This is a genomic window from Flavobacterium sp. (genome assembly GCF_044339515.1).
In the GTDB taxonomy this organism is placed as follows: Bacteria; Bacteroidota; Bacteroidia; order Flavobacteriales; family Flavobacteriaceae; genus Flavobacterium.
This window is the reverse complement of the sequence record NZ_JBIIVK010000035.1, coordinates 1-25641: the sequence shown is the minus strand read 5'-3', so window position 1 is coordinate 25641 and position 25641 is coordinate 1. Positions and strand designations below refer to the sequence as shown.

Genomic DNA, 25641 nt, shown 5'->3' with positions numbered 1-25641 from the left:
TTCAATATTATATTCTAAAGTTATTCACAACCAAACTCAGCTACTCAGAATCTAAGCTACTTAGCCACTTTCTACAAATCATTCAACATTTTAGAAATCTCATCCAATTTCGGAGTCAAAATAATTTCGATTCTACGGTTTTTGGCTTTTCCTTCCGGGGAGTCATTTGACATTAACGGTGCAAATTCACCACGTCCGGCAGCAGTTAAGTTTTCTTTTAGAACATTTTTGTTTTCTGCTAATATATTGACAATTGCTGTAGCTCTTTTGGTTGATAAATCCCAATTATTTTCGATTCCGCCTCCTAATGTTCCGGTAATTTTATCATTGTCAGTATGTCCTTCAATCAAAACAGAAATGTCAGGGTTTTGAGCTAATACTTTTCCAACTTCCACAACAGCTCTTTTCCCTTCGGCTCCAACAGCCCAACTTCCGGTTTGAAAAAGTAATTTATTTTCCATTGAAACATATACTTTCCCGTTTTTTTGTTCCACAGTAAGTCCTTTCCCTTCAAAACTGTTCAAAGCTTTGGAAAGCGTTTCTTTTAGTTTTCGCATGTTTTCCTCTTTGGCAGAAATCAATCCTTCCAATTCATCCACACGTTGTGAACGGTCTTTTAAATCGGCTTGCAATTTGTTTAAACGTTCTTGTTCAGCGGCTAATGCTTTCTCTTTTGCATCCAATTGAGCTAATAATTCTCTGTTTTTCTTCATATTAGATTGCAACGCTTCATCAGAATTTTTTTCTAAGGCCGCATACGAAGATTGTAGTGTTTTTAAATTATTGGAAGCGGCTTCGTAATCAGTTCTTAATTTATCGCGTTCGGCTTTTACTTTGGCTAATTCATCTTGGTTAAGCTTTAAATCATTTTCCAATTGATTTTTGGCTTTTTCTAAACCGTGGTTTTCGTCGGATAATTCACGCTGTTGCTTTTTTAAGGCAGCGTATTTTCCTTCTAATTCATTATACACTTTTTTAGAAACGCACGAGGTAGACAAAGCAGCTACAAGTAGGAGTAAAGAAACTTTTTTAATCATTTTGTTATTTATTTGAGGTTTTATTGTTAATCAATTTCTACTAAAATCGGGCAATGATCGGAATGTTTGGCTTCCGGAAGAATCACTGCTCTTTTTAATCGGTCTCGCATCGGCTCACTTACCAAATGATAATCAATCCGCCACCCTTTGTTGTTGTTTCGGGCATTCGCTCGGTAACTCCACCACGAATAATGATGTGGTTCTTTGTTAAAATGACGGAAACTGTCAATGAATCCACTTTTCATAAAACCATCAATCCATTTTCGTTCGGAAGGCAAAAATCCGGAAACTGTAGCGTTTCTAATCGGGTCGTGAATATCGATGGCTTCGTGACAAATATTATAGTCTCCGCCAATAATTAAGTTTGGAATGTCAACTTTCAATTCATCAATATACATCTGAAAATCATCCATATATTTGAATTTATGGTCTAATCTTTCGATATTTGTTCCGGAAGGGAGATATAAACTCATCACTGAAAAATCATCAAAATCGGCTCTTAGGTTTCTTCCTTCAAAATCCATTTCGGGTATGCCGGTTCCAAAAACCACCTTTTTAGGTTCAGTTTTAGACAGGATGGCAACACCACTGTAGCCTTTTTTTTGAGCCGAAAAATAATATTGATAAGGATAGCCCGCCGCTGTGATGGCTTCAGTTGGAATCTGATCTTCAGTGGCTTTGATTTCTTGTAAACAAATGACGTCCGGATTTGCTTGTTGGAGCCAATCTAAAAAACCCTTGGTGATGGCAGCTCGAATACCGTTCACATTATAGGAAATAATCTTCATTACTATTTTTTGATTACGTTTTTCAAAAATAGTTAAAAACCTTGAGTATCAAAACGCGAATGCCATATTATAATAAATGTTTAACAACTTACCGTTTTTATTCATTTTTGTGAATTTGATACTGTCATAATTACTATATTTGTTACTTTCACCAAAACCATACAAACAATAAATAACGAATGGGGTTAGTTACCGCAAAAGAGGTTGCCAAAGCAATCAAGGTTGACAAATACGGTTTTATTGGTACTGCCGTTGGTTGGTTGCTAATGAAAGTATTGAAGATTTCTACGTTAAACAAAATTTACAACCGAAATAAACATTTATCTGAAGTAAATTTCCTCAATAGCATTTTAGATGAATTTCAAATTAAATTCGAAATTCCGGAGGAAGATTTAAAACGCCTCCCGAAAGAAGGTCCTTATATTACTGTTTCCAATCATCCGCTGGGTGGAATTGATGGTATTTTACTGTTGAAATTAATGTTGGAACGCGAACCTAATTTTAAAATCATTGCCAATTTTTTACTGCATAGAATCGAACCGATGAAACCGTATATCATGCCGGTGAATCCGTTTGAAAATCACAAAGACGCCAAATCCAGTGTGGTTGGCATCAAAGAAACACTTCGTCATTTGAGTGATGGAAAACCATTGGGAATGTTTCCTGCCGGAGAAGTTTCCACTTACAAAGACGGGGTTTTAGTAGTTGATAAACCTTGGGAAGAAGGAGCTATCAAAGTAATTCGTAAAGCCCAGGTTCCGGTGGTTCCAATTTATTTTCACGCCAAAAACAGTAAATTATTTTACTTTTTATCCAAATTAAATGATACGCTTCGAACGGCTAAATTGCCTTCGGAATTGTTAACCCAGAAAAAGCGTGTGATTAAAGTTCGTATCGGGAAACCTATATCTGTGGCCGAACAAAACGAATATGAATCATTAGAATCGTATGCTGAATTTCTGCGTAAAAAAACGTATATGTTGGCCAATGCTTTTGAAAAAGGCAATAAATTGTTAACTGCTCCCAATTTAAAATTTCCAAAAAGTCCGAAAGAAATTGCCAAACCGGCCAATCACGACAAGATTTTGGAGGAAATGGCCATGTTGAAAGAAAACAGTGATTTCCGATTATTGCAAAGTAAAAACTATCAAGTCTATTTGGTTACTGCGGATAAAATTCCAAATATATTACATGAAATTGGTCGCTTGCGAGAAATTACATTCAGAGCAATCGGTGAAGGAACCAATGAATCGTTGGATTTAGACCAATATGACAAATATTATCACCACATGTTTTTGTGGGATGAGGATGCACAAATGATTGCCGGAGCTTATCGAATGGGATTAGGTTCTGAAATTTACGGAAAATACGGCATTGACGGTTTCTATTTGCATGAATTGTTTCGATTTGAACCGGAATTATATGATATGATGAGCAAGTCAATCGAAATGGGACGAGCTTTTATCATTGAAGCATACCAACAAAAACCCATGCCATTGTTTTTATTATGGAAAGGAATCGTGCACACTACACTTCGTTATCCGGAACATAAATACTTAATTGGCGGCGTAAGCATTAGTAATCAGTTTTCCGATTTTTCAAAATCGTTAATGATTGAATTTATGAAGTCCCATTATTATGATCCGTATGTGGCACAATACATTCATCCGAAAAAAGAATACAAAGTAAAATTGAAAGATGCCGACAAGGATTTTGTTTTCAATGAAACGGAAGCCGATTTAAATAAATTCGATAAAATTATTGATGAAGTAGAACCGGGTAACTTGCGTTTACCGGTTTTGATTAAAAAATACATTAAACAAAATGCCCGTGTGGTTGCTTTTAACGTAGACCCACTCTTTAATAATGCGGTGGATGGCTTAATGTATATTCGAATCTCCGACTTGCCTGAAAGCACAGTAAAACCCGTAATGGAAGAATTTCAAGCGGAACTGGAGAAAAAAGATAAAGGTTAAAAAAGAAAAAGCCCCAATAAAGGGACTTTTTTATATTAAAACCAACCTCTTTTATTCGCCTGATAAGTATTATAAAAATCTTCGTCTGATTTAGTTAGATAAATTATTCCTTCAATGAAAGGGATAATTCCGGCAATCCCACACGTTACAATAGAAAGTATAATATGAATAATTCCCTCTTTAGAATATCCCAAAATAAACTTGTGAATACCAATCCCTCCAAGTAACAAGGCTAAAACCCCAGCTAGTATTTTTTTATTTTCTTGTTTAGGAGCGTTTGAACTCGGGTTATTCCAGTCTTCTGTTGGTCTAGTTGTTTCCATAAAATATATTGATTAGTTGATAATTTGTTATAAAAATATAAAAATTATTGAAATGCGTTGTCAATTGGCTCCCAAAGTTCAATTTTATTTCCTTCGGGATCTAAAATCCATCCAAATTTTCCATAATCATATACCTGCATTTCCCCTACAATGGTTACACCTTCTTGTTTTAATTTTTCTAAAAGCAATTCTAAATTAGCTACACGGAAATTTTGCATAAATTGTTTTTCCGAAGGAGAAAAATAGGTCGTATCTTCTACAAACGGCGACCATTGCGTGCAACAATCGTTGCCTTCTTTATCTATCCACCAAAAAGTAGAACCATATTGATCGGTTTTCAAACCTAAATGCTTGCCATACCATTCAATTAACTCTTTGGAATTTTTTGACTTAAAAAAGAAACCGCCAATTCCGGTTACTCTTTTTGTTTCAGCGACTTCTTCTGTTGGAAAATAGATTGCTTTGATTTTATCGACAATTACTTGTGCCAATTTTTGATGACTCTCAAACGTCCATCCGGCAATGTGAGGTGAAAGTAAAACGTTTTCGGCTTCTAATAAATAGGTAAATGCTTCCGGTTTTTCACCATCAAATAATTTTTCAAAAGAAAGTTTTTCGTATTCTAATACATCTAATCCTGCACCCAAAATTTTTCCACTTTGAAGGGCTTTAACCAAGTCTGTGGTAACAACCGATTTTCCTCTAGCAGTATTGATAAACCAAATCGGTTTGGCAAATGCATTGATAAATTGCTCATTGACCATTTTATCCGTTTCGGGTGTCCACGGAATGTGAAGCGAAAGAACATCGGCTTTTTGCTGTAATTCTTCCAACGAAACTTGCTTGGCATTTTGGTCGCCAACAAAAGGTAAAATATCATAACATAAAACACCCACATCAAAACCACGGAGTTTTTTGGCAAATGCTTTTCCCATATTTCCGTAACCAATGATGCCGACCGTTTTTCCATCCAATTCATAACCACGGTGACCTTCACGAAGCCAGTTTCCGTTTTTGACTGATTGATTGGCTTGGTTCAATTTATTCATTAACGAGAGTAACATGCCTAAGGCGTGTTCGCCCACCGCATTTCGGTTGCCTTCGGGAGCGGCAATGAGGTGGATGTTTTTTGAAATGGCATAATCGCAATCAATGCTTTCTAAACCTGCTCCAACTCTAGCGATAAATTGTAAATTGGTGGCTTTGTCTAAAAAAGTTTTGTCAATTTTAAATCGACTACGAATTACAACACCATGATAATCCTGAATTTTAGTTTCTATTTCTTCTTTAGATGAAGTATAATCCCGATGATTTTCAAAACCTAATGCTTCCAATTGCTCCCACAAAAGCGGATGATTGGAATCGAGGTGGAGGATTTTTGTTTTTTTTGTATTCAAAATTTTGAAATTCTCTTTATTCTTCGATTTGATTTATTATCCAGTTAATCCATCCTGTCACGGTTGATGCTCGTCGGAAATAAGTTGATTCAGAACCAACTTTATATAATTTTGAACGCTTCATTATTTCAACAATTACACCTTTATTTGGAATTTCACCATTTTCAAGAGCAAGTTTCAAAGTATCTTTGAATGCAGAATGTGAAATAATTAATTTTGCGAACTCCTTTTGTCTTTCAATCAAGTTCGTATTAAAAACTTGTTTACCTTTTTTACTTAACACAAAACAGATTTGATTTGTAATTGGGTCTTTATCTTTTTCAACTAATTCTAAATATCTAGCTGAATTTGTGTAATAGTCAATCTGTCGAGGGTCAATTTTCCCAAAATCATAATCTTGCAGTAGTTGCTCTTTAGTCAAAAAATCGTTTTGTTTTAAAAGCTCACAAAGATTAATAACTCTTTCAAAACTATCGGCTTGAGGAAAAGGAATTTCAGGCTCTTTAATCGTTCTAGTTTGGTCTAAAATTTCTTGAATAGTTTCAATATTGAAAACACCATCTTGAACTGCATATTTTTTATGTTTAATTAATACAAGAGAGTTGTAATGATTTATGTCTGTAAAGGCATATTCTCGCAAATGAAAAATTCCATTTGTATAAGTTAGAAAAATAGGGCGAACTTTTTTTTGTATTTTCCCGCACCAAAGTTTATATGGATAGTAAAGTTGACGAACCAGAAAATCGTCAGAAATATAATTTTTTGCTTCAATTAAATTTAATGAGTTATCACCTTCGTAACCACCATCAATTTCTACTTGAGAATTGCCGACGTTGACTTTAAATAATCCTTTAGATGAATTAATTTCAAAACCAAAAGAAGATGAGCTCATTCGCCCACTAACAGTAGGTAATAAACTTTCTTCTTCAGTAAAGTGATGTAGTATTTTTGAGATAAAAGCACAGTTTATTGCAGTTGCTTCACTTGTTATATCTCGATAATCTAGACTTTCTAAAAATGTTGGAAATTCAATTGGTGTAATATCAATATCGTCAATGTTAAAATCACTAAATGTTTCAAATGTCCCAATTACGTAACCGCCTCTAGAGGTTGGAAGTATTGATAAATTATTATCTGAAAAGAGTTTTGGAAGTTGCGATTTATGATCAAATTTCGTCATCAATCTTGCTTCTCTAAACTCATTAATATTTGTTGACGAAATGGATGCATATCCAGCATCCAATACGTTGTTTATGATGTTATATCTTTCAAATATTTTTTCCCACGCTAAGTCGTTTTTAGATTTACTCATAATTTCTTATTAAAAACTCATCAATTGCACCTCTATTTGCACCATTTGAATTGATTGCACGATTTGCCTTTACAGTTGTGATTTTATACTTATCGTATAAATCCCGTATTATTGGAGCTGATGAATTTGAAAGTAAAAATTTTATTCCTTTTTTATCAAGTTCATTACAAGCATCTCGAAGTCTAGTTTGGTCAAAAATATCCCAACCTCCCTGAATATAGCCGGTAAAGTTGGAACTTTCAGAAATAGGATGATAAGGTGGGTCTAAATAGACAAATGAATTTTCATTAGCTTTTGTCAAAACATCTTCGTAATCACCGTTCATTACGATAATGTTATTTGAATTTAGATACTTATTTACAGCTTTTAAGGTTGGCTCATTAACAATATTAGGGTTTTTGTAACGACCAAAAGGAGCATTAAACTCTCCCGCATTGTTTACTCGATATAGACCATTAAAACAAGTTTTGTTTAAATAAATAACTCTTGAGGCTCGCTCAACTGGAGTTAATTCATTAAATTCTTCGGTCCTATCTAAACTACGTATTTTATAAAAATAATCAGGTTTGTTTTCGTGCTTTTTTAAGTCTATAATTAATTCAGGAAGATTGTTTTTTATTATTTTATAGACATTTACCAGTTCTTTATTAAAGTCGTTTATTATTGCATTTTTTGGTTGTAGATGAAAAAATACTGCACCTCCTCCTATAAATGGCTCTATATAGTTAAGTTCTTTGATATTTTTTGGCAGCAATTTAACTATTGAAGGCATAAGTTGCCTTTTGCCACCAACCCATTTTAGAAAAGGAGCCACTAATTTATTATTTTTAGACATATGTATTTTCCTTATTTCTATAAATTTGTTCGCAAATTAGTAAATTAATTTAAACTAAGATTAATCTATATTTTCTTCTATACTAAAATTTGCATTTTTAAATTCTTTGAGTAATTCAATCTCGGAATAACAATATCTCTCAACAAATTCAATTTTTTGATTTATATCGAAGTAAAAGTATTTTTCATTTTGTTTAAAAATTAACCAAGTAGAAGTTAAAATACCGACACGTTTTTCGATTTGAAAACCTTTATATTCACTTTTTTTAAGTGTATCAATTATTTCTCTAATTTTCATTTGATTAAAAATTTATTACAAGAATAGAAGAATTATCTTATTTTCCATTGTGAACAGTTTTTAGGTATATTGCTTTTTCTTCTGCAACTTTTAATAATTCTACAATATTCTCTTCATAGTAAATTGTGTTGGCTATTTGATCACTTAACCAACTTGTAATTAATTTGTTTTTATCCAAATTATAGTAATCTGCAAATTTTTCAACTTGTTCTTTTGAAGGTTTTCTTTCACCACGTTCAAATTTACTGACAATAGCTTGGTCAATGTCGAGTGCGGAGGCAACTTGTCTTAAAATCAATCCTCTGTTCTCTCTTTCTGTTTTAATAATATCTCCAAATGTTTCCATAAGACAAAATCTGTTTTGACAAATTTAGTCAAAAATATTTCAATGACAAATTTATTCCTTAATTTTTTGCAACGAAGTTTTAATCCCACGAATTAAAGCAGAACTAAATCCGCGATGTTCCATTTCATTCAGTCCAACAATGGTGCAACCTTGTGGTGTGGTTACTCTGTCAATTAATTGTTCGGGATGAATTTTTTCTTCTAAAGCCATTTTTGCGGCACCTTTTGCGGTTTGTGATGCGATGGCTAAAGCAGTTTGAGCATCAAAACCGATTTCAATTCCGGCTTGCATGGAGGCTCGGATGTATCGCAAGGCATACGCAGTTCCGCACGCACCTAGAACGGTGGCGGCATCCATCAGTTTTTCTTCGATGACGATGGCGGTTCCTAAGTGGTTAAAAAGCGAAACAACTTGTTCACCTGCTTCTTTGTTTTGCTCGGAAAAAGAAATGCACGTAGCACTTTCGGCAAATTGAGCGGCAATATTGGGCATTATCCGAACGATAGGATGTGCTCCTTTTGTTTTTTGTTGTAAGGTTTCCAACGAAACGCCACTGACTGCAGAAGCGATTATTTTTTTGGAAATATGCGGTAGAATTTCGTTTAAAACCGTGTCGATTTGATAGGGTTTGATCGTGAGAATAATTAAATCGGCTTTGTCAATGTTCTCAATATTGTTGGAAGAAACATTGATTCCGTTTTGAGATAAGTACTGAATTGAAGCGGTATTTCTTCGGGTGATGATAATATGATTTCCTTTGGAATAATTGGCTAATCCTACTGCTATGGCTACGCCTAGGTTACCTCCTCCGATAATGTGAATGTTCATGGCTACTGGATTGATTTACGGTTTGTGCCCCTGATAGTAGCGGAAATCCTTTTGAAAGGCGGGCTTAGTTTTTGTTGCTCAAAAAAAGCGACTAAAAGAAGCTCTTTTTTGGGCTTACAAAAACAAGCCTGACTGAAAAAGATTGCAGCGGATAGCAGGTTTTGGCACCCTAAAAATACAAAATTTAGAATCCCAAGATGGCTTTTGCGATGGAAAAATAGATTAAAATTCCGAAAATGTCGTTGCTGGTGGTAATAAACGGTCCGGTGGCGAGTGCAGGATCGATCCCGTATTTGTTGAGTGTAATCGGAACAAAAGTTCCAATAAGAGAGGCAATTACAATTACATAAATGAGTGCAATAGCGACGGTGATACAGATAATGTATTCTACTCTGAGTAGAAAATGACTACTAAGAAAGTGTTTGATTTAAAAATTATTAATTTACTTCTTCAATGTTTTTAAAAAAATCACTTAAAGTAACATTAAAATAGGAACATATTCTATATAAAGTATATATTGTAGGATTGCTTTTACCTTGTTCTATTCTAGAAATATGTATTCCCGTATCGAAATAAAATTTTTCCTGAGAAATGTTATTTAACATTCTCAATTTTTTTATTCTAACAGTTATTTTAGAAATAATTTCTTTATTTTCCAGTATTTCATGCACTAACGCAATATCAATATAGTGCTTGAATAAAATAATGACAAATTTGTCATTATTTTGAAATTTTAATTATACTTGGCAAAATTTAAAACTTATACAAAATGAAAAAAATTCTTATTATTATTGCATCTTTTGTGATTTTCTCTTGCTCAAACGAATCAACAAATGAATCCATTAATTCAGGAAATGAATCATTAATTCAATGAGTTGATCAAAATTCATTAGAAATGAAGTTACTAGATTTCGATTTAGATGAAGGAGACTTAGAAAATATAGATTTTTCTAATATTACTGAATCTAACTCAACTACTCCTCCAAGAACTGTAACTATTATTGTTGATTGTAGATATTTTTCAGCTCATTATGGTTACGCATATGGTTTTGGTCATGATGCACAAGGAAATACATATTATTGGTGGAAAAATAGTAAAGGGACTTTTTGTAAAAAAGTAGAAAGAGCTTGGTGCTATTAATAAAAAATAAAATTATAGAATTTAAAGACTGTCATAATCAAATGGCAGTCTTTTTAAAACCCCAAAATTAATCTAGCTATTGAAAAATAAATAAAGATTCCAAAGATATCATTACTTGTGGTGATAAAAGGACCAGTGGCCAAGGCAGGATCAATTCCATATTTGTTTAATGTAATTGGAACAAATGTACCTGTAAGAGAAGAAATTATAATTACTGATAAAAGTGACACAGATACTGTAATTCCAATGATATACTCGAAGCCCAACAAAAAATGACTTCCAAATAGCAATATCAAAGATAAAATCAATCCATTTAATAAACTTAATCTAACTTCTTTAAGTAACCTTTGCCAAACAGTTCCGCTTAAAGTATTATTTGCAAGTCCTTGGACAATTATGGCCGAAGATTGGACCCCAACATTTCCAGCCATAGCAGCTATAAGTGGTGTAAAGAAAAATAAAGTTTTAAATTTATCCAAAGCTCCCTCAAAACTACTTGTGACTTCTACAGCAATAAATCCGCCCAAAAGAGCTAACACAAGCCAAGGAAGTCGTGCTTTGGTGAGTTCGAGAATGCTGTCATCTGCTTCAACGTCTTGTGAGATACCGGCTGCTAATTGGTAATCTTTGTCGGCTTCTTCTTTGATCACGTCGATGATGTCGTCGATGGTAATTCGACCCACTAAACGGCCTAATTCATCTACAACAGGAATGGCTTCTAGGTCGTATTTTTGCATGATACGGGCCACTTCAACATCTTTGGTATCCACTTTTACGTAATCTACTTTTGGAATGTAGACTTCGCTGATAGGTGTTTTGGTGGAAGTGGTTAATAAATCTTTAAGCGATAAACGACCTTTCAGACGATTTTCGTCATCTACAACGTAAATCGAATGAACTCGAGAAACGTTTTCGGCTTGAATTCGCATTTCTTTTACACACGTCAGCACGTTCCAGTTTTCATTGACTTTCACGAGCTCTTTTCCCATTAGACCTCCGGCAGAATCTTCGTCATAACGCAACAAATCGACAATGTCTTTGGCATGTTCAACGTCTTCCAACTCAGAGATTACTTGTTCTTTTCGCTCTTGCGGAAGTTCGGCAATAATATCGGCTGCATCATCGGTGGAAAGTTCGTCTAACTCTTCGGCAATTTCTTTTGGTGTAAGTTTTCGGAGGATTTTTTCACGAACCTCTTCATCTAATTCAAGAAGAATTTCGGATGTTTTTTCGGAATCTAAGGTGTTAAAAATATAAATAGCTCCGTAATCATCGAGTTCTTCCATGATTTCGGCAATATCAGCATAGTGGATTTCTCGCAGCAAGTCGTGTAGTTCCTGCTCCTTGTTTTCCTTAATTAATTGCTCAATTTGACTGAGAAATTCTCTGCTGATTTTAAACTCCATCGGCGGCTATTTTTTGCGTGAGTTCGATAAACTGTTCAACCGAGAGTTGCTCCGGTCTGAGGTCAAAGATACTATCTTCTTTTAAATTATCAGACAGTTGGTATGTTTTTAAACTGTTACGAAGTGTTTTTCTGCGTTGGTTAAAAGCGGTTTTTACCACGGTAAAAAACAATTTTTCGTCACAAGGCAATTGGAAGTTTTCTTTTCTTTTTAAACGTAAAACACCCGATTTCACTTTTGGTGGTGGCGTAAAAACATGTTCTGAAACAGTGAAAAGGTATTCCGCTTCATAAAATGCTTGTGTTAACACCGAAAGAATTCCGTAGGCTTTACTTCCTTTTTTTTCGCAAATACGTTCGGCAACTTCTTTTTGGAACATCCCTGAAAATTCGGGAATTTGATTACGAAATTCTAATGTTTTAAAAACAATTTGAGTAGAAATATTGTAGGGAAAATTTCCAATAATCGCAAAGGGTTCGGTTCCTAAAACTTCCGTTAAATTGTATTTTAGAAAATCTTTTGAAATGATTTTTCCGACTAATTTTGGGTAATGGTTTTGTAAATAAGTTACTGATTCAGTATCAATTTCAATCACAAACGTTGTAATGGGTTTTTCGAGCAGGTATTTAGTGAGCACACCCATTCCCGGACCGATCTCCAATACGTTTTGATAACCTTCTAACGTGAGTGAATCGGCAATTTTTTGAGCGATGTTTTCATCGTTTAGAAAATGTTGACCGAGGTGTTTTTTTGCTTTTACTTTTTCCATGTTAAGCTAAGGTTCTAAGGTACAAAGGTTCTGAGGCACTGAGGTTACTGCAAGGCTGATTTTGGGAAATGTTCACTGATGACTTGCAATTCAGTTCGAAAAGAGAGCATTTTATCCGCAAAAAGAGCCAACCCTTCTTGGCGTAATCGCGGTGCATCTTCGCGGTAGTAACTTTCTAATTTTTCCTTGTTTTCTGCTGTATATTGTATCGAGTAGGTCGTGCTGCCTTCTTCTTCTACTAATACTTTTACCATTCGGGCAGAAGTGAATTTTCCAGTGGCTAAAACGTCACTGATGTGTTTGCTTTGCATCCAATGTAGCCATTGGTCGTGAACGGATTGATCGATGTTGATGGTTACGTTGTATAGAATCATAGATTGTTTTGAACCTCACCCCCAACCCCTCTCCAAAGTAGAGGGGAGCGAGCTGTAGTGTCTTTTATAAGTTAGAATCGCCACGAAGCTGCCTGAAATTCTTTCTGGCCTCGACAAAATGAATGCTGTCTTGGTGATTAAAAAGAACGGCTTCATATAGTGGTTTTGCTTTTTCGGGTTGATTGAGGTGCTTATTGTAAATTTCTGCCGAGAAAAATAAAGCTTCGTCTCGGTAAATGCTTTCCGGATGATTGTCTATAATTTGTTGGTAGAACAACAAGGCATTATTGTAATCGGTTAATTCTTGGTAGGTTTGACCGATTCTTAAGATTGTTTCGTCTTCAATTTCTTCACCTTTGTGGTCTTTTAAAATTTGTTGAAATTGGGTTAACGCTTCTTGATTCTTATTTTGATAAAGGTAAAAATCGCCTTTGGAGAATTTTTTTAAAGCGGTTCTGGTCGAGTCGGCCACGGTGTTATCGTTTATCAACAGAAATAATTCCAACGCATCGTTCGCAATAAGTTGTGTGGAAGCCGATTTTAATACTTTCAACTGTGTCAACGCCCAATCAAAATCGGCTTTAAAATAACTGGTTTTAGCTGCTTTCAAACTGGCTTCATGACCCAAAACGTCGTTTTTTAAATCTTCTTCAATTTGAGAATAATACAACAACGCTTGATTGAATTTTTCTTCGTACAACAAAATATCGGCCAATTCCATTTTGGCTTCCGCTAATTGAAATTTATTCAATGGTAATTCCATTGCTTTTTGCAAAACTAATTTTCCTTTTTCGGGGTTGTTTTGATAGAAAGCTGAAAATTCTGCTTGTAAACGTTGTAAAGCCAATGAATACGGACTAACGCCGTACTGTTTTAATAAAAGTTCAAGTTCGGATTCAATTTTAGAATAATCGGTTTTTTGGGCTTTCTCAATTTTAATTCGCATTAAATATTCTTGGGCAAAAATTTGCAAGTCCAAATCTTGCGTGTTTTCTAAAATAAAACTGAGGATTTCACCGGCAATTTCATTTTCATTTTCTTCAATCGCTAGCTCAGCTAAATTGACAATGTTGGAAAAAGAATCCGGCTCTCTTTTATAAATGGCTTTCTCCTGAATAAACGCTTTTCCATATTCTTTTTGTTGCACAAAAAACCAGCTTAACATTTGATTCCAAAAGAGATCCTGATTTTTTTGCACTTTTACTAAAAGGGCTTTTCGAAGCATTTCATTGAATGAATCTCCGGCTTCATCGTTCATAAATCGGGTCAATTGATTTTGAACCATGACGCTGTTTTGGGGATTTTCATACATTTCGTCCAAATACTTTTCAATCATCATATCTTGCTTGCCCATTTGTCCGTAAACTTGAGCCATTTGATAATTAAATTTGTATTTTGGGTCTAAAGAAATAGCGGTTTGATAGGCTTGCAATGCATAATCCAATAGTACTTTCTTTTCAAAAGAAGAGGCTATTCCATACACATTCGAAGGATTTTCTTTTATTTTTTCAATAGCGATTTTATAATTCAAATCGGCTTTTTCTTGGTTTTTTTGGAGTTGGTAATTGTAGCCCAATTCTACGTACAAATTGGCATATTTATTCTTTGCAATACTTTCTAGGAGTTTAGACTCAGCCTTTTCAAATTGTTGTAACTGTTGATAACAATCAATCAACCTTATAAAATATGGGCCATTTAGAGAGTGGGTTTTCAATAATTCTTGATAACTCAACAACGCTTTTTCAAACTCACCCCGCTCATAATAATGCTGTGCCAATTGTTCATTTTGTGAAGAAACAATCGACGAGCAAATCAGAACAAATAAAAGAATGAATTTGTGCATAGCATTTAAAAAACAATGTACTAAAATAGCTTTTTTTGGCCAATTAGTACATTGATTGTATAAAGATTAACTTTTTTAATTGATAATGTCGAATCCGGTGTACGGACGTAATACTTCGGGAATCACAATTCCTTCCGGCGTCTGATAATTTTCGATGATTCCTGCCATAACGCGTGGCAAAGCCAGCGAACTTCCGTTTAAGGTATGAGCCAATTGGTTTCTTCCGTCTTTGTCTTTAAAACGCAACTTCAAACGATTGGCTTGAAAGGTTTCAAAGTTAGATACCGAACTAATTTCCAACCAACGATCTTGAGCGGTTGAAAACACTTCAAAATCATAGGTTAAAGACGAAGTGAATCCCATATCGCCGCCACATAAACGCAAAACTCGGTATGGCAATTTCAATTCTTGCAATAAGGTTTTCACGTGTTCCACCATTCCATCCAAAGCGGCATAGGAATTATCCGGATGTTCAATACGAACGATTTCTACTTTATCAAATTGGTGCAAACGGTTTAATCCTCGAACGTGAGCACCATACGAACCTGCTTCTCTCCGGAAACATGGTGTGTAACCTGTGCATAAAACCGGCAATTCATTTTCGTTTAAAATCACATCGCGAAACAAGTTCGTAACCGGAACTTCAGCCGTTGGAATCAAATATAAATCATCCACACCCACGTGGTACATTTGTCCTTCTTTGTCCGGCAATTGACCTGTTCCAAAACCGGAAGCTTCGTTTACCAAATGCGGAACTTGGTATTCTTGATAACCTGCTTCGGTGTTTTTATCTAAGAAATAAGCAATCAACGCACGTTGCAATTTAGCTCCTTTTCCTTTGTAAACCGGGAAACCTGCTCCGGTGATTTTTACACCCAATTCAAAGTCGATGATGTCGTATTTTTTTACTAAATCCCAATGCGGCAAAGCCCCTTCGTGCAAAACCGGAATGTCGCCTTCTTGATGAACAGTCAAATTATCCTCAGGCGTTTTCCCTTCCGGAACGATATCTGCCGGCATATTTGGAATTTTATATAATTCTTCAGAAAGAGAAGTGGTAAAAACTTCCAATTTCTCTGATAATTCTTTGCTTTTCTCCTTTAATTGAGCTGTTTTTTGCTTAACGATTTCAGCTTTAGCTTTTTCGCCCGATTTCATCATTTCACCAATTTCTTTGGAAAGTAAATTGGATTCAGCCAAAATGTTATCTAATTCAACCTGTGTTGCTCTGCGTTTTTCATCTAAATCCAACACGGTTTCCACTAAACGGTTGGCATCTAAATTTCTTTTAGCCAACGCTTTAATCACTTTTTCTTTATTCTCACGAATAACAGCTAATTGTAACATACTAATTGTTTTTTTGCGAAGGCAAATGTACATAAATGTTTTGTAACGAAAAGAACTGATTTTGAAAATGAAGCACGTTTGAACAAATGCTAAAAAACAGAAAGAAATATGATAAATCAATACAATTTTCTACATTTGGCAATCAATTTTCAAATAAAATGAATAAAATCCTACTCAATTTCTTTCTTTTGTTAAGTTTTTCGATTTCTGCACAAGATTATTTGAAAGAAATTAATGAAATTGCTGAAGCGGAATTAAAATCCTCTTCTTCTCTTGTTGATATTCAAGTTAATCCGAATACATTGAATTATGATGTAGTTTACCACCGTTTAGAATTTGAAGTTGATCCTGCAGAATATTTTATTAGCGGCAATGTGACCACTGATTTCATTGCATTGGAAAACATGAATTCGATTACATTTGATTTGGGAAGAATTACAAACACAAATAATCCATATTACAACAACAGAATAACGGTAGGTTCCGTAATGATGAATGAAGAACCGCTTGATTTTGAACATAATTCAGCTTCAAAAGAATTGATTATTCAATTTCCAAACACGCTTTTGTCGGGAACAACCAACTCCGTTTCCATCAGTTATGCCGGAGCTCCCAATACTACAGAACAAGGTTTTTCTATAAGTACGCATGGTGGTGTTCCTGTTTTATGGACATTATCTGAACCTTTTGCAGCCAGGGATTGGTGGCCTTGTAAACAGGATTTGAATGACAAAATAGACTCAATTGACGTCTTTATTAAGGCACCCTCGCAATATGTGAGTGTTTCCAATGGTGTACAGCAAAGTGTGGTTGACAACGGGAACGGAACTAAAACAACACATTTTCAGCACAACTACAAAATTCCTGCTTATTTAATTGCCATTGCGGTGACGAATTACAGTATATTTACTCAACAAGCAGGAACGGCTCCAAACGACTTTCCGGTTGTAAATTACATTTATCCGGAAAATTTAACATCGGCTCAAAACAGTTTGGCTGTCACTTTACCAATCATGGATTTGTTTGAAGAATTATTTGAAACCTATCCGTTTGCCAACGAAAAATACGGTCATGCTCAAACCAACATGGGCGGAGGAATGGAGCATACGACGGTTTCGTTTATGGGAAGTTTTGGTAGAAATTTAATTGCACACGAATTGGCTCACCAATGGTTTGGCAACAAGGTAACTTGCGGAACTTGGAAAGATATTTGGTTAAACGAAGGCTTCGCCACCTATTTATCCGGATTAGTGGTCGAGGATTTTGATGGTTCAAACAGTTTTGTGAGTTGGAAAAACAGTTTAATTAACAACATTACTTCATCCAATAGTGGTGCGGTTTATTTAACCGAAACGGAAGCAACCAATGTAGGAAGAATTTTCAGCAGTCGATTGAGCTATAACAAAGGAGCGATGGTCGTACACATGTTGCGATGGAAAATGGGGGATGAAGATTTTTATCAAGGATTAAAAAATTTCTTAGCCGACCCTATTTTAGCCTTTGGTTATGCCGTAACAGAGGATTTACAAATGCATTTGGAAGCCGTCTCCGGTATGGATTTAACGGAGTTTTTTGAAGATTGGGTATACGGACAAGGACATCCCTCTTATACCGTTTCGGTGAGTAATAGTGGAAACAATCAAGTTGCAATCACATTAAATCAAAGTCAATCAAATGCTAGTGTAGATTTTTTTGAAATGCCGGTAGAAGTTAGACTTTATGGTCAAGGGAATCAAGTTTTTGATGTGGTGTTAGAACATACCACTAACGGACAACAATTTATCGTAAACGTTCCTTTTGTGGTGACGGATGTTGATTTTGACCCAAACAGACACATCATTTCAAGAAATAACTCGGCTACTTTGGGGCTTAATACGTTGGACATGGCCAATGTTATTCAACTCATTCCAAACCCAACTGCTGCTGATTTAAAAGTGGAATATCCTTCCAACTTAAACATCGAGAACATTCAAATATATTCCAATTTAGGACAGTTGGTTTTAGAAACGCAAAATTCGCTTCTGAATGTAGCCTCTTTGTCAAACGGCGTTTATTACCTTACAATAACCGCTACGGAAGGAACTTTTCATAAAAAATTTATAAAAAACTAATGCCTTTCTACAAAATCAATTCAATTGTAAAGTGAAAACCTTACTTTTGTGCACGATTTTGAAATTTAAAACACATCAATGGAAACATTAATTCAAATAGCACAATTAATTTTGTGTCTTTCTTTTTTGGTCATTCTGCACGAGTTAGGTCATTTTTTACCGGCAAAATACTTTAAAACAAAAATTGAAAAATTCTACCTTTTCTTCAATCCTTGGTTTTCGTTAGTAAAGAAAAAAATCGGCGAAACCGAATACGGTATCGGATGGTTGCCAATGGGTGGTTATGTAAAAATTGCCGGAATGATTGATGAAAGCATGGACAAGGAGCAATTGAAACAAGAACCTCAACCATGGGAATACCGCAGTAAACCGGCTTGGCAACGCTTAATCATCATCATGGGTGGTGTAATTGTCAATTTCTTTTTGGCTTGGATAATTTATGCGTGTCTGTTCATTAATCACGGCGATAATTTTATTGATAATTCAAAAATTACAAACGGAATTGCAGTGGATTCTGTGGGAACGATTCTAGGATTAAAAAACGGTGACCAAATTTTAAAAGTGGATGGAAAACCACAAGAAAAATTTGAACAATTGCCTTTAGAAATTTTATTTGGCGATAACATCACCGTACAAAGAGATGGTAAAGAACTCACCTTTGATTTGTCTGACGAGGGCAAACGTGACGTAATCAAAAGAGCAGGAAAGAACTTTTTAGCTGCCCGCGAAGAAACCGTCGTAGATTCACTACTTCCGGGAATGCAAGCAGAATTGGCCGGATTAAAAGTAGGCGATAAAATTGTGGCCATTAATGACAAAAACACTACTTTTTTTGATGAATTCAATACGGTGATCAGTCAGCATAAAAATGATTCCATCCGGTTAAAAGTAATTAGAGGAAATGAAACAGTAGTAATAAAAGCCAAAACAACCAAAGAAGGTAAACTTGGTTTTGCTAATCGTTTCAGTATTTTGGAAAAGGCTTATGTAACCAAAGACGTTTCCTTTTTAGAATCGATTCCGGCCGGGTTTAACAAAACCATTTCTACCTTAACGGGACAAATCAAACAATTTAAAGTTATTTTCAATACCAAAACAGAAGCCTACAAACAAGTGAGCGGTCCGTTGCGAATGTTTAAAATTTTCAAACCGGAATGGGATTGGACTTTCTTTTGGTCGTTTACTGCGATGTTTTCGGTGTGGTTGGCATTCTTGAATGTGCTTCCGATTCCGGGCTTAGACGGTGGTCATGCGGTATTTATTTTGATTGAAATGATTACCCGCAAAAAACCAACCGAAAAAACATTAGAAGTCGCTCAAACGATTGGCGTAGTTATTTTGCTGACATTGATGGCATTAGTATTTGGTAACGACATCTGGCATTTAGTCACCGGAAAATAATAAAGTAAAAAGTGTAAAAAAGTGCAATTTTTGTTTGGATAAATCATTTTTCGCTTTATATTTGCACTCGCAAAAAAGGTTATATACCTTCCTCCTTAGCTCAGTTGGTTAGAGCATCTGACTGTTAATCAGAGGGTCCTTGGTTCGAGCCCAAGAGGGGGAGCTTTTATGACAAAGCCGCTATTTAGCGGCTTTTTCTATTTATAACATTTTGATTTTTAAAGAGTTACGAGCAAAAAAAGTGGTTCGAGAAGTATAAAATAAAATTATGGGGTTTTTGAGGCATTTCTCGAACCACTTATCAAAAAATACATGTAACCCTTGAAAAATAAATAATTATCAATTAAAATCCCAGATTAGGTATTTTAAATTAAAAATCCTTATCTTTATTGGTCAGTATACCCATAATGTTCATTTCTAAATAAATATTATTTATGAGTTTGCTTGAAAACATTACAGAACCATTCGCACAAGGTCTAAAAAAATTAGGCTTTGAAGGAGATTCTTTGTTGTTTTTAGCTGATGAACAAAATCCTCCAGACCCTCTTTTAAAATTTCATTTAGAAACAGCGAGAGAATTAAAAGCTACTGCCGTATATTTTCGGTTACAGTTAAGCGGAAGCTACAAACCTCAGGTTTATCTTTTTGATTTTACAAACGAAAGCTTTTATGAACAACAAGACAATACTATTGCAGACATTCAAACTAATCTCTGGAGTAGCGGTGAAGTTCCTTTAGCTTGTTTCTTCTTTAATACAGAAATAAAAATAGTTGATTGTACAAAACACATCACCAAGAATTTCAAACCTGAATACTTAATATCTAATTTAAATTTAGTTGGTAAAGCTCATGATTTATACAATGACCAATTTACCGTAAAAATTAAAACAGGAATTTTTTGGGAACAAGAGGAATTCAAAAAGAAATTTAAATTCCAAAACTCTGCTTACGATACATTGATAAAAAATATCAGACACGTAAGTGAAATTTTAAAGAAAGACTTCCCTCAATTATCTTCTTTAATAAACAAGGCTATTGTACAAGCAATACTTATCAAGTATTTAGAAGAGCGTATCGATACTAATCGCAATAAATTGTTGTCTGAAAAGTACTTCAAAAAGTATGACAATTCAAATACTTTTACGGACGTCTTGCGAAAAGGAAGGTTTGTTGATTTGTTGACTGATTTAAATAAAGATTTCAACGGAAATGTGTTTACTTGGGATGAAGTAGAGCAAAAACAGCTACAGTCTTTAAATTTAAACATTCTAGCAGAATTTTTATCAGCTGACAAAACTGATATTAGTTCACAACAAGCCGAATTTGAATTTGATTTAAGATATTTTGAATTCAAATATATTCCTGTAGAACTGATAAGCCGTTTATACGAAGAGTTCTTAGGAGAAGACAAACAAGAAAAAGGATTGTTTTACACACCATCACACCTTGCAAAATTGTTGGTTGATGAATGTATTCCTCTAAAAAAATATGAAGATTTTAATCTTGAATCCTTTAAGGTTTTAGACCCAGCTTGTGGTTCAGGTATTTTTTTAGTCGTAGCTTTTAAACGATTAGTACAAATTTGGAGACTTCAAAACGAAATGAAGTATCCAGATATTAAAGATTTAAAACGCTTATTGAAAAATATCTATGGCGTTGATAAAGAAGGACAAGCAATTAAATTAGCCTCTTTTAGTTTGAGTTTGGCACTTTGTAATGAACTGAATCCTATAAAGATAATTAATGAATTACGATTTGATGATTTAACAGAGGAGAACCTTATTTGCTCAGATTTTTTTCATTGTGAATCTATTAAACATAAAAAGTTTAATCTAATCATTGGCAATCCTCCATTTGTAAGAGGAGCTATTTCCAATTATTCTAATAAATGGGAGGTCGAAAATGAAAATACTATCATTCCACAAGGTCAGATTGCTTTAAAATTTTTATCAGAATCTTTTTCTTATTTAAAACAAAGTGGACTGTCATGCCTTATTATTAAATCTTCAGGACTGCTTTATAACAGCACCTCAAACGATTATAAAAAAACGCTGTTCTCAAATTACAATGTTGTACAAATCTTTGATTTTACAGCCTTAGCAGAGGGAAAATCTTTATGGGATAATGGTGCAAGAGTAGGTTCTGCTGCTATTTTTATAAAAAATGAAAAGCCTGATTTCAGGAAAAATCTTTTACATCTAACATTTCGAAGAACCATTGCTACAAAGGAGCGTATCTTTTTTGAAATTGATGATTATGATTTTCATTTTATTAGCCGACAAACCGCTATTAATAACGAGTTTATTTGGAAGAACAATTTATTGGGTGGAGGAAGAATTAGGAATCTTGTTGAGAAATCAAATTTATTGACCAAACTAAACGATTATCTTACCTCAAATAATTGTTTGTTAGGAGAAGGATTCATTATCGGCAATAATGGTCATCTCTCGCCTGATTTTATGTATAAAATGAAAACACTGCCTAGTAATGGAATTTCTGAGTCTGGAATAAATTATTCCGCATTAGAAGATACTGACAATACTATAAAGTTTGTTAAAGTCCCACAGCAATCTATTTTTTCTGCTCCCAATATCATTGTTTGGGAAAATATTGGAACCCAAAAACTTCCTGTTTTCTACAATGAAAAATCTTTTACTTTTAAACATAGAATTATTGGCATTTCAAGTCTTGATAAAAAGCAAGAGTTTCTAAAAAAATGCGTAGATGTTTTGGAGTTAAATTCTAAATTTTATCAGTTTTATTTTTTAGCTACAAGCTCGGAAACTTTAATCAATAGAAATAACACGTTTTTGTTAAAAGACTTTAAGAGCTTACCTTTTATTGACAATAACTTTTCGTTCTCAAATTTTGATTTAAATGTCATACAAGATTGTTTAGAATTTCAAAGAGACTTTTTTATTCATGGAGAAAAATCCAAAATATTAAAATCTATTCAAACCAATAAAATTAAAAGTATACTTACCAGTTATGGAACTGAATTTTCAAGAGCATTAAATGTTGTTTATCAACAAGACAATGGAAGAAAATTCAGATTAAGTGATGTTGTAGAGCTTAACAATTCACTTATAGCAACGGTATTTAAGTTTGATTCAGAAAATCAAGAACCAAACTTCTATAAAAACCTATCTGAGCTTAATATTGAAAGTTTGACAGATACTATCGTATCGGAACAATTATCTATTAAAAGGATCATTAAACTATATCCTCAAAAAGATACAATTGTTTTTATCAAACCTAATCAATATAGGTATTGGATTTCTCTAACAGCCTACCGAGATGCCGATAAATGTTTTTCTGACTTTTCAAATGCAGGTTTTTAATGATAGCCGAGCAAAACATATTTAATTCAGCTAAACCTAATATTGAGCTACCTAAAAACAAGATTGTTACTCTTGTTAAAGAGTGTATGGTTGAAACGGCGGTGTATTTCAAGTCTTATCTAAAGGCAGGATTTCACAAGAAAAAGAACCTAAACGAAAACGACTTAACTCAAGAATACACCAAACAAGCACAAGTACTAATAAGAATAAAAGATTATCCTTTTAATATTGAAGGACAATATCAAGATGTCTATAACCTTAGCAAAGGCTTTTCGGACTTTTTTTTCTATCCAAACGAACAAAATGTAGAGCTATCTTCAATATATTCTGTTGAAAGTAAAAGGCTTCCCTCTCCAGAAACTTCAAGGGAAAAAGAATATGTAATTGGTGAGAAAAATAATGGTGGTATAGAAAGGTATAAATCCGAGAAACATGGAAAAGAGCTATTGCAGTGTGGTTTGATAGGATTTGTTGAAGAAAAAGATTTCAAGCATTGGCATACAACAATCAATGGCTGGGTAACCGATTTAGCGAAGAATTCAAAAACCGACTGGAAAATAGATGAACTGCTTTCAGAAACTAGAAGTAATATTGATTATTGCATCCTGCAGTCTATTGCCCATAGACAAACAGATCATGTAAGTTTAACCCACTTATGGGTTTCAATAAATTAATTTAAATTTTCTTGATTAGAACATCCATGAAAATACCACTTAATTCTTTTGAACAACTTATAGATGAAACCATCCTTAAAAGAGGACTTGAATATTTTGAGCAAGGCTATGTTTCGGAATTTACCACAATTGCGACAAATGAATTCCAGGCAATAGTAGAAGGTAGCGAGGATTATACAATTAACCTAATTATTGAAAATGACATTGTAGTTTCACATTACTGTAATTGTCCTTATGACTTTGGTCCCGTATGTAAACATGAAGCGGCTGTGCTATTTTATATGTTGCAAAATGAGTTGAATCTTTCGGAAAACAAACCAAAGAGAAAGAAAGAACAAAAAAAGCCAACAATTGAAAACCAAATAAAGACAATTCTCCATTCATTAGATCAAGATGCATTGCAAAAATTTATCATTGAACAATGTAAACAAGACAAGAAATTTAGAAATTATTTTTTGCTAACTTTTGGACATATTGACCAAAAACTTGATGCTGATTTTTATCGCAATCAAATAAAAGAAATTGTAAAAGCGGCTTCAGGCAAACATGGTTTTATTGATTGGCACAATATGAAATATCTTACTCGAGTTTTAGAAACGTTAGTTGAAAAATTGGAATCGTACAAACTTTCGAATAACTTTCAACAAGCATTTTTTCTAAGTGCTGTGCTATTGGAAGAAATGACAAAAACTATTCAAAATGCAGATGATAGTAACGGAGACATTGGTTATTTTGTTGATACCGCAGTTGAAGCTTTACATGATATTGCCTCTTCGGATAATTTAGATGCTACATTAAAGAAAGAAATTTTTGAGTATTGTATTCAAATTTATAACAAAAAATTATTTTCGGGTTGGGATTGGCATTTGGGGATTTTAGAAGTAGCGGAAAAACTTGCTGAAAATGAAACAGATGTCGATTTATTGATTTCTTGTTTGAATAAAACCGAAAGCGACTATCAAAGTGAACGTGCTCAAATGGCAATTTTAAGATTATTGCAGCAATATAAAACCCAAAAGGAAGTATCTCAATTTATTGAAGCTAATTTATCTAATTCTCGTATTCGAAAAACGGAAATTCAAAAAGCAATTGAGGATAAAAACTTTGAATATGCCAAAAAGCTTTGCAAAAATGGTATTGAAACAGATAAAATATCAAAAACAGGATTAGTAATAGATTGGTATCGTTTCCTTTTAAAAATTGCTCAAATACAAAAGGATGTTTCTGAAATAGTAAAGCAAGCAACTTATTTATTTGTGAATGATTCTCGTTCTGAAGAAGATTATTTTGAAATAATGAGAGAAAACACACCTGCTGAGCGCTGGAATTCTGATATTGAAAAGCTAATCAATCATATTCAAACACAATCAAAAAATACTTGGAGCGCAAGAGGATTAATCCGAAAAATATATATCAAACAGCAATGGTGGAATCGCTTGTTTGAATTATTAAAGCAAACGGAATCATTAGAAAACATTGAAACCGAAGAACAATATTTAGCAAAAGACTATGCTTCAGAACTTATTCAAATGTATAGCACGCGACTAACCAAATATGTTGACAAGTTTATTGGAAGAGAGCATTATCAAAAAGCCTGTCGCTATCTTCGTCAAATGAAAAAATTAGGAGGCGAAACAGAAGTTAATCGATTAATAGATTACTTTAGAAAAACATACCCAATGCGAAAAGCATTATTAGATGAATTGAATAAAGTTTAAATAAATAGTAAGAAATCCACTATTTGAAATATATTAACGGGGCTTCTGAAACTACAATAAATTGCTTTGAGAGATATTTCTTTAAATCAACCGCTCTTCTAGTTGTCCTTTCCAAATAACAAATCCCTTATTATCATTTGAATAGTCGTGAACAATTTTTGAAAAACCTTGCGGATTGGATTCTAAATAAACCTGTCGTCCTTTCTCTCTAATAATATTCAGCTCATTATCAATATGTTTTATTGTGTCTATTGGAAAAAACGGTCAAATTGACCACCTAATTCCGGAGCAAATTGACCATCGATTCCGATTCAAAATGACCACCTAATTTCGGGTCAAATTGACCACCACTTTCCGGTTGAAATTGACCACCGAAA

22 protein-coding genes, 1 tRNA gene and 2 pseudogenes are annotated in these 25641 nt (G+C 34.0%); 8 read left to right on the top strand and 17 right to left on the bottom strand.

The features are described 5' to 3' along the window. Positions 1–71: 71 nt before the first annotated feature. Together ACIQ0M_RS10370 and ACIQ0M_RS10365 are read right to left on the bottom strand one after the other, a co-directional pair. On the bottom strand, positions 72–1037 hold the full coding sequence (locus ACIQ0M_RS10370; RefSeq protein WP_396151931.1) for an OmpA family protein: 966 nt from the start codon (positions 1035–1037) through the stop codon (positions 72–74). A 26-nt stretch (positions 1038–1063) separates the two neighbouring features. Then, positions 1064–1825 (bottom strand): exodeoxyribonuclease III, encoded by a 762-nt coding sequence (locus ACIQ0M_RS10365; protein WP_396151929.1) that lies wholly within the window; start codon positions 1823–1825, stop codon positions 1064–1066. Positions 1826–2004: 179 nt separating this feature from the next. Here ACIQ0M_RS10365 and ACIQ0M_RS10360 point away from each other — a divergent pair, with 179 nt between their 5' ends. Beyond that, positions 2005–3801, top strand: coding sequence for a GNAT family N-acyltransferase (locus tag ACIQ0M_RS10360; protein WP_396151927.1), 1797 nt, complete (start codon positions 2005–2007; stop codon positions 3799–3801). 35 nt (positions 3802–3836) lie between these two features. On the opposite strand, the gene ACIQ0M_RS10355 is transcribed toward ACIQ0M_RS10360, so the two are convergent. From ACIQ0M_RS10355 to ACIQ0M_RS10310, 10 genes and pseudogenes are all read right to left on the bottom strand, one after another. Further along, on the bottom strand, positions 3837–4124 hold the full coding sequence (locus ACIQ0M_RS10355; protein ID WP_396151925.1) for a TM2 domain-containing protein: 288 nt from the start codon (positions 4122–4124) through the stop codon (positions 3837–3839). A gap of 44 nt (positions 4125–4168) precedes the next feature. After that, positions 4169–4492, bottom strand: coding sequence for a VOC family protein (locus ACIQ0M_RS10350; protein ID WP_396151961.1), 324 nt, complete (start codon positions 4490–4492; stop codon positions 4169–4171). 84 nt (positions 4493–4576) lie between these two features. Then, positions 4577–5521: pseudogene (locus ACIQ0M_RS10345) on the bottom strand (2-hydroxyacid dehydrogenase); the annotation flags it as partial. A 16-nt stretch (positions 5522–5537) separates the two neighbouring features. Continuing rightward, entirely contained in the window at positions 5538–6833 is a 1296-nt protein-coding gene (locus ACIQ0M_RS10340) for a type II restriction enzyme (RefSeq protein WP_396151923.1), read from the bottom strand. Beyond that, positions 6826–7668 carry a DNA adenine methylase gene (locus ACIQ0M_RS10335; protein WP_396151921.1) on the bottom strand — a complete coding sequence of 281 codons (843 nt, stop codon included), beginning with the start codon at positions 7666–7668 and terminating at the stop codon, positions 6826–6828. Before ACIQ0M_RS10335 ends, ACIQ0M_RS10340 begins: the two co-directional genes overlap by 8 nt. A gap of 60 nt (positions 7669–7728) precedes the next feature. Beyond that, a complete protein-coding gene (locus ACIQ0M_RS10330) occupies positions 7729–7965 on the bottom strand; it encodes a hypothetical protein (protein WP_396151919.1) in 237 nt (78 codons plus the stop codon). A gap of 37 nt (positions 7966–8002) precedes the next feature. After that, on the bottom strand, positions 8003–8311 hold the full coding sequence (locus tag ACIQ0M_RS10325) for a helix-turn-helix domain-containing protein (RefSeq protein ID WP_396151917.1): 309 nt from the start codon (positions 8309–8311) through the stop codon (positions 8003–8005). Between the two features lie 51 nt (positions 8312–8362). After that, positions 8363–9139: a pyrroline-5-carboxylate reductase gene (proC, locus tag ACIQ0M_RS10320; protein ID WP_396151915.1), complete on the bottom strand. Its 777-nt coding sequence runs from the start codon at positions 9137–9139 to the stop codon at positions 8363–8365. A 184-nt stretch (positions 9140–9323) separates the two neighbouring features. Then, positions 9324–9554: pseudogene (locus ACIQ0M_RS10315) on the bottom strand (magnesium transporter); the annotation flags it as partial. Between the two features lie 22 nt (positions 9555–9576). Beyond that, positions 9577–9810: a helix-turn-helix domain-containing protein gene (locus tag ACIQ0M_RS10310; RefSeq protein WP_396151913.1), complete on the bottom strand. Its 234-nt coding sequence runs from the start codon at positions 9808–9810 to the stop codon at positions 9577–9579. Between the two features lie 224 nt (positions 9811–10034). Here ACIQ0M_RS10310 and ACIQ0M_RS10305 point away from each other — a divergent pair, with 224 nt between their 5' ends. Further along, positions 10035–10280 carry a hypothetical protein gene (locus ACIQ0M_RS10305; RefSeq protein ID WP_396151911.1) on the top strand — a complete coding sequence of 82 codons (246 nt, stop codon included), beginning with the start codon at positions 10035–10037 and terminating at the stop codon, positions 10278–10280. Positions 10281–10333: 53 nt separating this feature from the next. On the opposite strand, the gene mgtE is transcribed toward ACIQ0M_RS10305, so the two are convergent. The 5 genes from mgtE to serS form a co-directional block, all read right to left on the bottom strand. Continuing rightward, on the bottom strand, positions 10334–11686 hold the full coding sequence (gene mgtE, locus ACIQ0M_RS10300; protein ID WP_396151908.1) for a magnesium transporter: 1353 nt from the start codon (positions 11684–11686) through the stop codon (positions 10334–10336). Beyond that, positions 11676–12455, bottom strand: coding sequence for a 16S rRNA (adenine(1518)-N(6)/adenine(1519)-N(6))-dimethyltransferase RsmA (rsmA, locus tag ACIQ0M_RS10295; RefSeq protein ID WP_396151906.1), 780 nt, complete (start codon positions 12453–12455; stop codon positions 11676–11678). Before rsmA ends, mgtE begins: the two co-directional genes overlap by 11 nt. Before the next feature lie 44 nt (positions 12456–12499). Next, positions 12500–12829: a DUF4286 family protein gene (locus ACIQ0M_RS10290; protein ID WP_396151904.1), complete on the bottom strand. Its 330-nt coding sequence runs from the start codon at positions 12827–12829 to the stop codon at positions 12500–12502. A gap of 64 nt (positions 12830–12893) precedes the next feature. Next, the gene (locus ACIQ0M_RS10285) at positions 12894–14672 is read right to left on the bottom strand and encodes a tetratricopeptide repeat protein (protein ID WP_396151902.1); all 1779 of its coding nucleotides are present in this window, start codon (positions 14670–14672) and stop codon (positions 12894–12896) included. A 75-nt stretch (positions 14673–14747) separates the two neighbouring features. Further along, on the bottom strand, positions 14748–16019 hold the full coding sequence (gene serS, locus ACIQ0M_RS10280; RefSeq protein WP_396151900.1) for a serine--tRNA ligase: 1272 nt from the start codon (positions 16017–16019) through the stop codon (positions 14748–14750). Between the two features lie 158 nt (positions 16020–16177). On the opposite strand from serS, the gene ACIQ0M_RS10275 reads away from it, so the two are divergent. The 6 genes from ACIQ0M_RS10275 to ACIQ0M_RS10250 all read left to right on the top strand — a co-directional run bounded on the left by ACIQ0M_RS10275 (position 16178) and on the right by ACIQ0M_RS10250 (position 25264). Then, positions 16178–18130 carry a M1 family aminopeptidase gene (locus ACIQ0M_RS10275; RefSeq protein WP_396151898.1) on the top strand — a complete coding sequence of 651 codons (1953 nt, stop codon included), beginning with the start codon at positions 16178–16180 and terminating at the stop codon, positions 18128–18130. 78 nt (positions 18131–18208) lie between these two features. Continuing rightward, positions 18209–19531 carry an RIP metalloprotease RseP gene (rseP, locus tag ACIQ0M_RS10270; protein WP_396151896.1) on the top strand — a complete coding sequence of 441 codons (1323 nt, stop codon included), beginning with the start codon at positions 18209–18211 and terminating at the stop codon, positions 19529–19531. An 89-nt stretch (positions 19532–19620) separates the two neighbouring features. Then, positions 19621–19694: transfer RNA gene (locus ACIQ0M_RS10265), tRNA-Asn, on the top strand. Positions 19695–19965: 271 nt separating this feature from the next. Next, the gene (locus ACIQ0M_RS10260) at positions 19966–22872 is read left to right on the top strand and encodes a class I SAM-dependent DNA methyltransferase (RefSeq protein WP_396151894.1); all 2907 of its coding nucleotides are present in this window, start codon (positions 19966–19968) and stop codon (positions 22870–22872) included. Next, positions 22872–23546 (top strand): hypothetical protein, encoded by a 675-nt coding sequence (locus ACIQ0M_RS10255; RefSeq protein WP_396151892.1) that lies wholly within the window; start codon positions 22872–22874, stop codon positions 23544–23546. The genes ACIQ0M_RS10260 and ACIQ0M_RS10255 overlap by 1 nt, the downstream gene beginning before the upstream one ends. Positions 23547–23572: 26 nt before the next feature. After that, entirely contained in the window at positions 23573–25264 is a 1692-nt protein-coding gene (locus tag ACIQ0M_RS10250) for an SWIM zinc finger domain-containing protein (protein ID WP_396151890.1), read from the top strand. The last annotated feature ends 377 nt before the right edge of the window (positions 25265–25641 follow it).

Excerpts from the sequence above, each read along its gene's own strand:
- ACIQ0M_RS10325 (WP_396151917.1), bottom strand. The coding sequence starts at position 8,311 with ATGGAAACATTTGGAGATATTATTAAAACAGAAAGAGAGAACAGAGGA.
- rsmA (WP_396151906.1), bottom strand. The coding sequence starts at position 12,455 with ATGGAAAAAGTAAAAGCAAAAAAACACCTCGGTCAACATTTTCTAAAC.
- ACIQ0M_RS10255 (WP_396151892.1), top strand. The coding sequence starts at position 22,872 with ATGATAGCCGAGCAAAACATATTTAATTCAGCTAAACCTAATATTGAG.
- proC (WP_396151915.1), bottom strand. The coding sequence starts at position 9,139 with ATGAACATTCACATTATCGGAGGAGGTAACCTAGGCGTAGCCATAGCA.
- ACIQ0M_RS10260 (WP_396151894.1), top strand. The coding sequence starts at position 19,966 with ATGAGTTTGCTTGAAAACATTACAGAACCATTCGCACAAGGTCTAAAA.
- ACIQ0M_RS10360 (WP_396151927.1), top strand. The coding sequence starts at position 2,005 with ATGGGGTTAGTTACCGCAAAAGAGGTTGCCAAAGCAATCAAGGTTGAC.
- ACIQ0M_RS10355 (WP_396151925.1), bottom strand. The coding sequence starts at position 4,124 with ATGGAAACAACTAGACCAACAGAAGACTGGAATAACCCGAGTTCAAAC.
- mgtE (WP_396151908.1), bottom strand. The coding sequence starts at position 11,686 with ATGGAGTTTAAAATCAGCAGAGAATTTCTCAGTCAAATTGAGCAATTA.
- ACIQ0M_RS10285 (WP_396151902.1), bottom strand. The coding sequence starts at position 14,672 with ATGCACAAATTCATTCTTTTATTTGTTCTGATTTGCTCGTCGATTGTT.
- ACIQ0M_RS10290 (WP_396151904.1), bottom strand. The coding sequence starts at position 12,829 with ATGATTCTATACAACGTAACCATCAACATCGATCAATCCGTTCACGAC.
- ACIQ0M_RS10275 (WP_396151898.1), top strand. The coding sequence starts at position 16,178 with ATGAATAAAATCCTACTCAATTTCTTTCTTTTGTTAAGTTTTTCGATT.
- rseP (WP_396151896.1), top strand. The coding sequence starts at position 18,209 with ATGGAAACATTAATTCAAATAGCACAATTAATTTTGTGTCTTTCTTTT.
- ACIQ0M_RS10335 (WP_396151921.1), bottom strand. The coding sequence starts at position 7,668 with ATGTCTAAAAATAATAAATTAGTGGCTCCTTTTCTAAAATGGGTTGGT.
- ACIQ0M_RS10330 (WP_396151919.1), bottom strand. The coding sequence starts at position 7,965 with ATGAAAATTAGAGAAATAATTGATACACTTAAAAAAAGTGAATATAAA.
- serS (WP_396151900.1), bottom strand. The coding sequence starts at position 16,019 with ATGTTACAATTAGCTGTTATTCGTGAGAATAAAGAAAAAGTGATTAAA.
- ACIQ0M_RS10305 (WP_396151911.1), top strand. The coding sequence starts at position 10,035 with ATGAAGTTACTAGATTTCGATTTAGATGAAGGAGACTTAGAAAATATA.
- ACIQ0M_RS10340 (WP_396151923.1), bottom strand. The coding sequence starts at position 6,833 with ATGAGTAAATCTAAAAACGACTTAGCGTGGGAAAAAATATTTGAAAGA.
- ACIQ0M_RS10250 (WP_396151890.1), top strand. The coding sequence starts at position 23,573 with ATGAAAATACCACTTAATTCTTTTGAACAACTTATAGATGAAACCATC.
- ACIQ0M_RS10370 (WP_396151931.1), bottom strand. The coding sequence starts at position 1,037 with ATGATTAAAAAAGTTTCTTTACTCCTACTTGTAGCTGCTTTGTCTACC.
- ACIQ0M_RS10365 (WP_396151929.1), bottom strand. The coding sequence starts at position 1,825 with ATGAAGATTATTTCCTATAATGTGAACGGTATTCGAGCTGCCATCACC.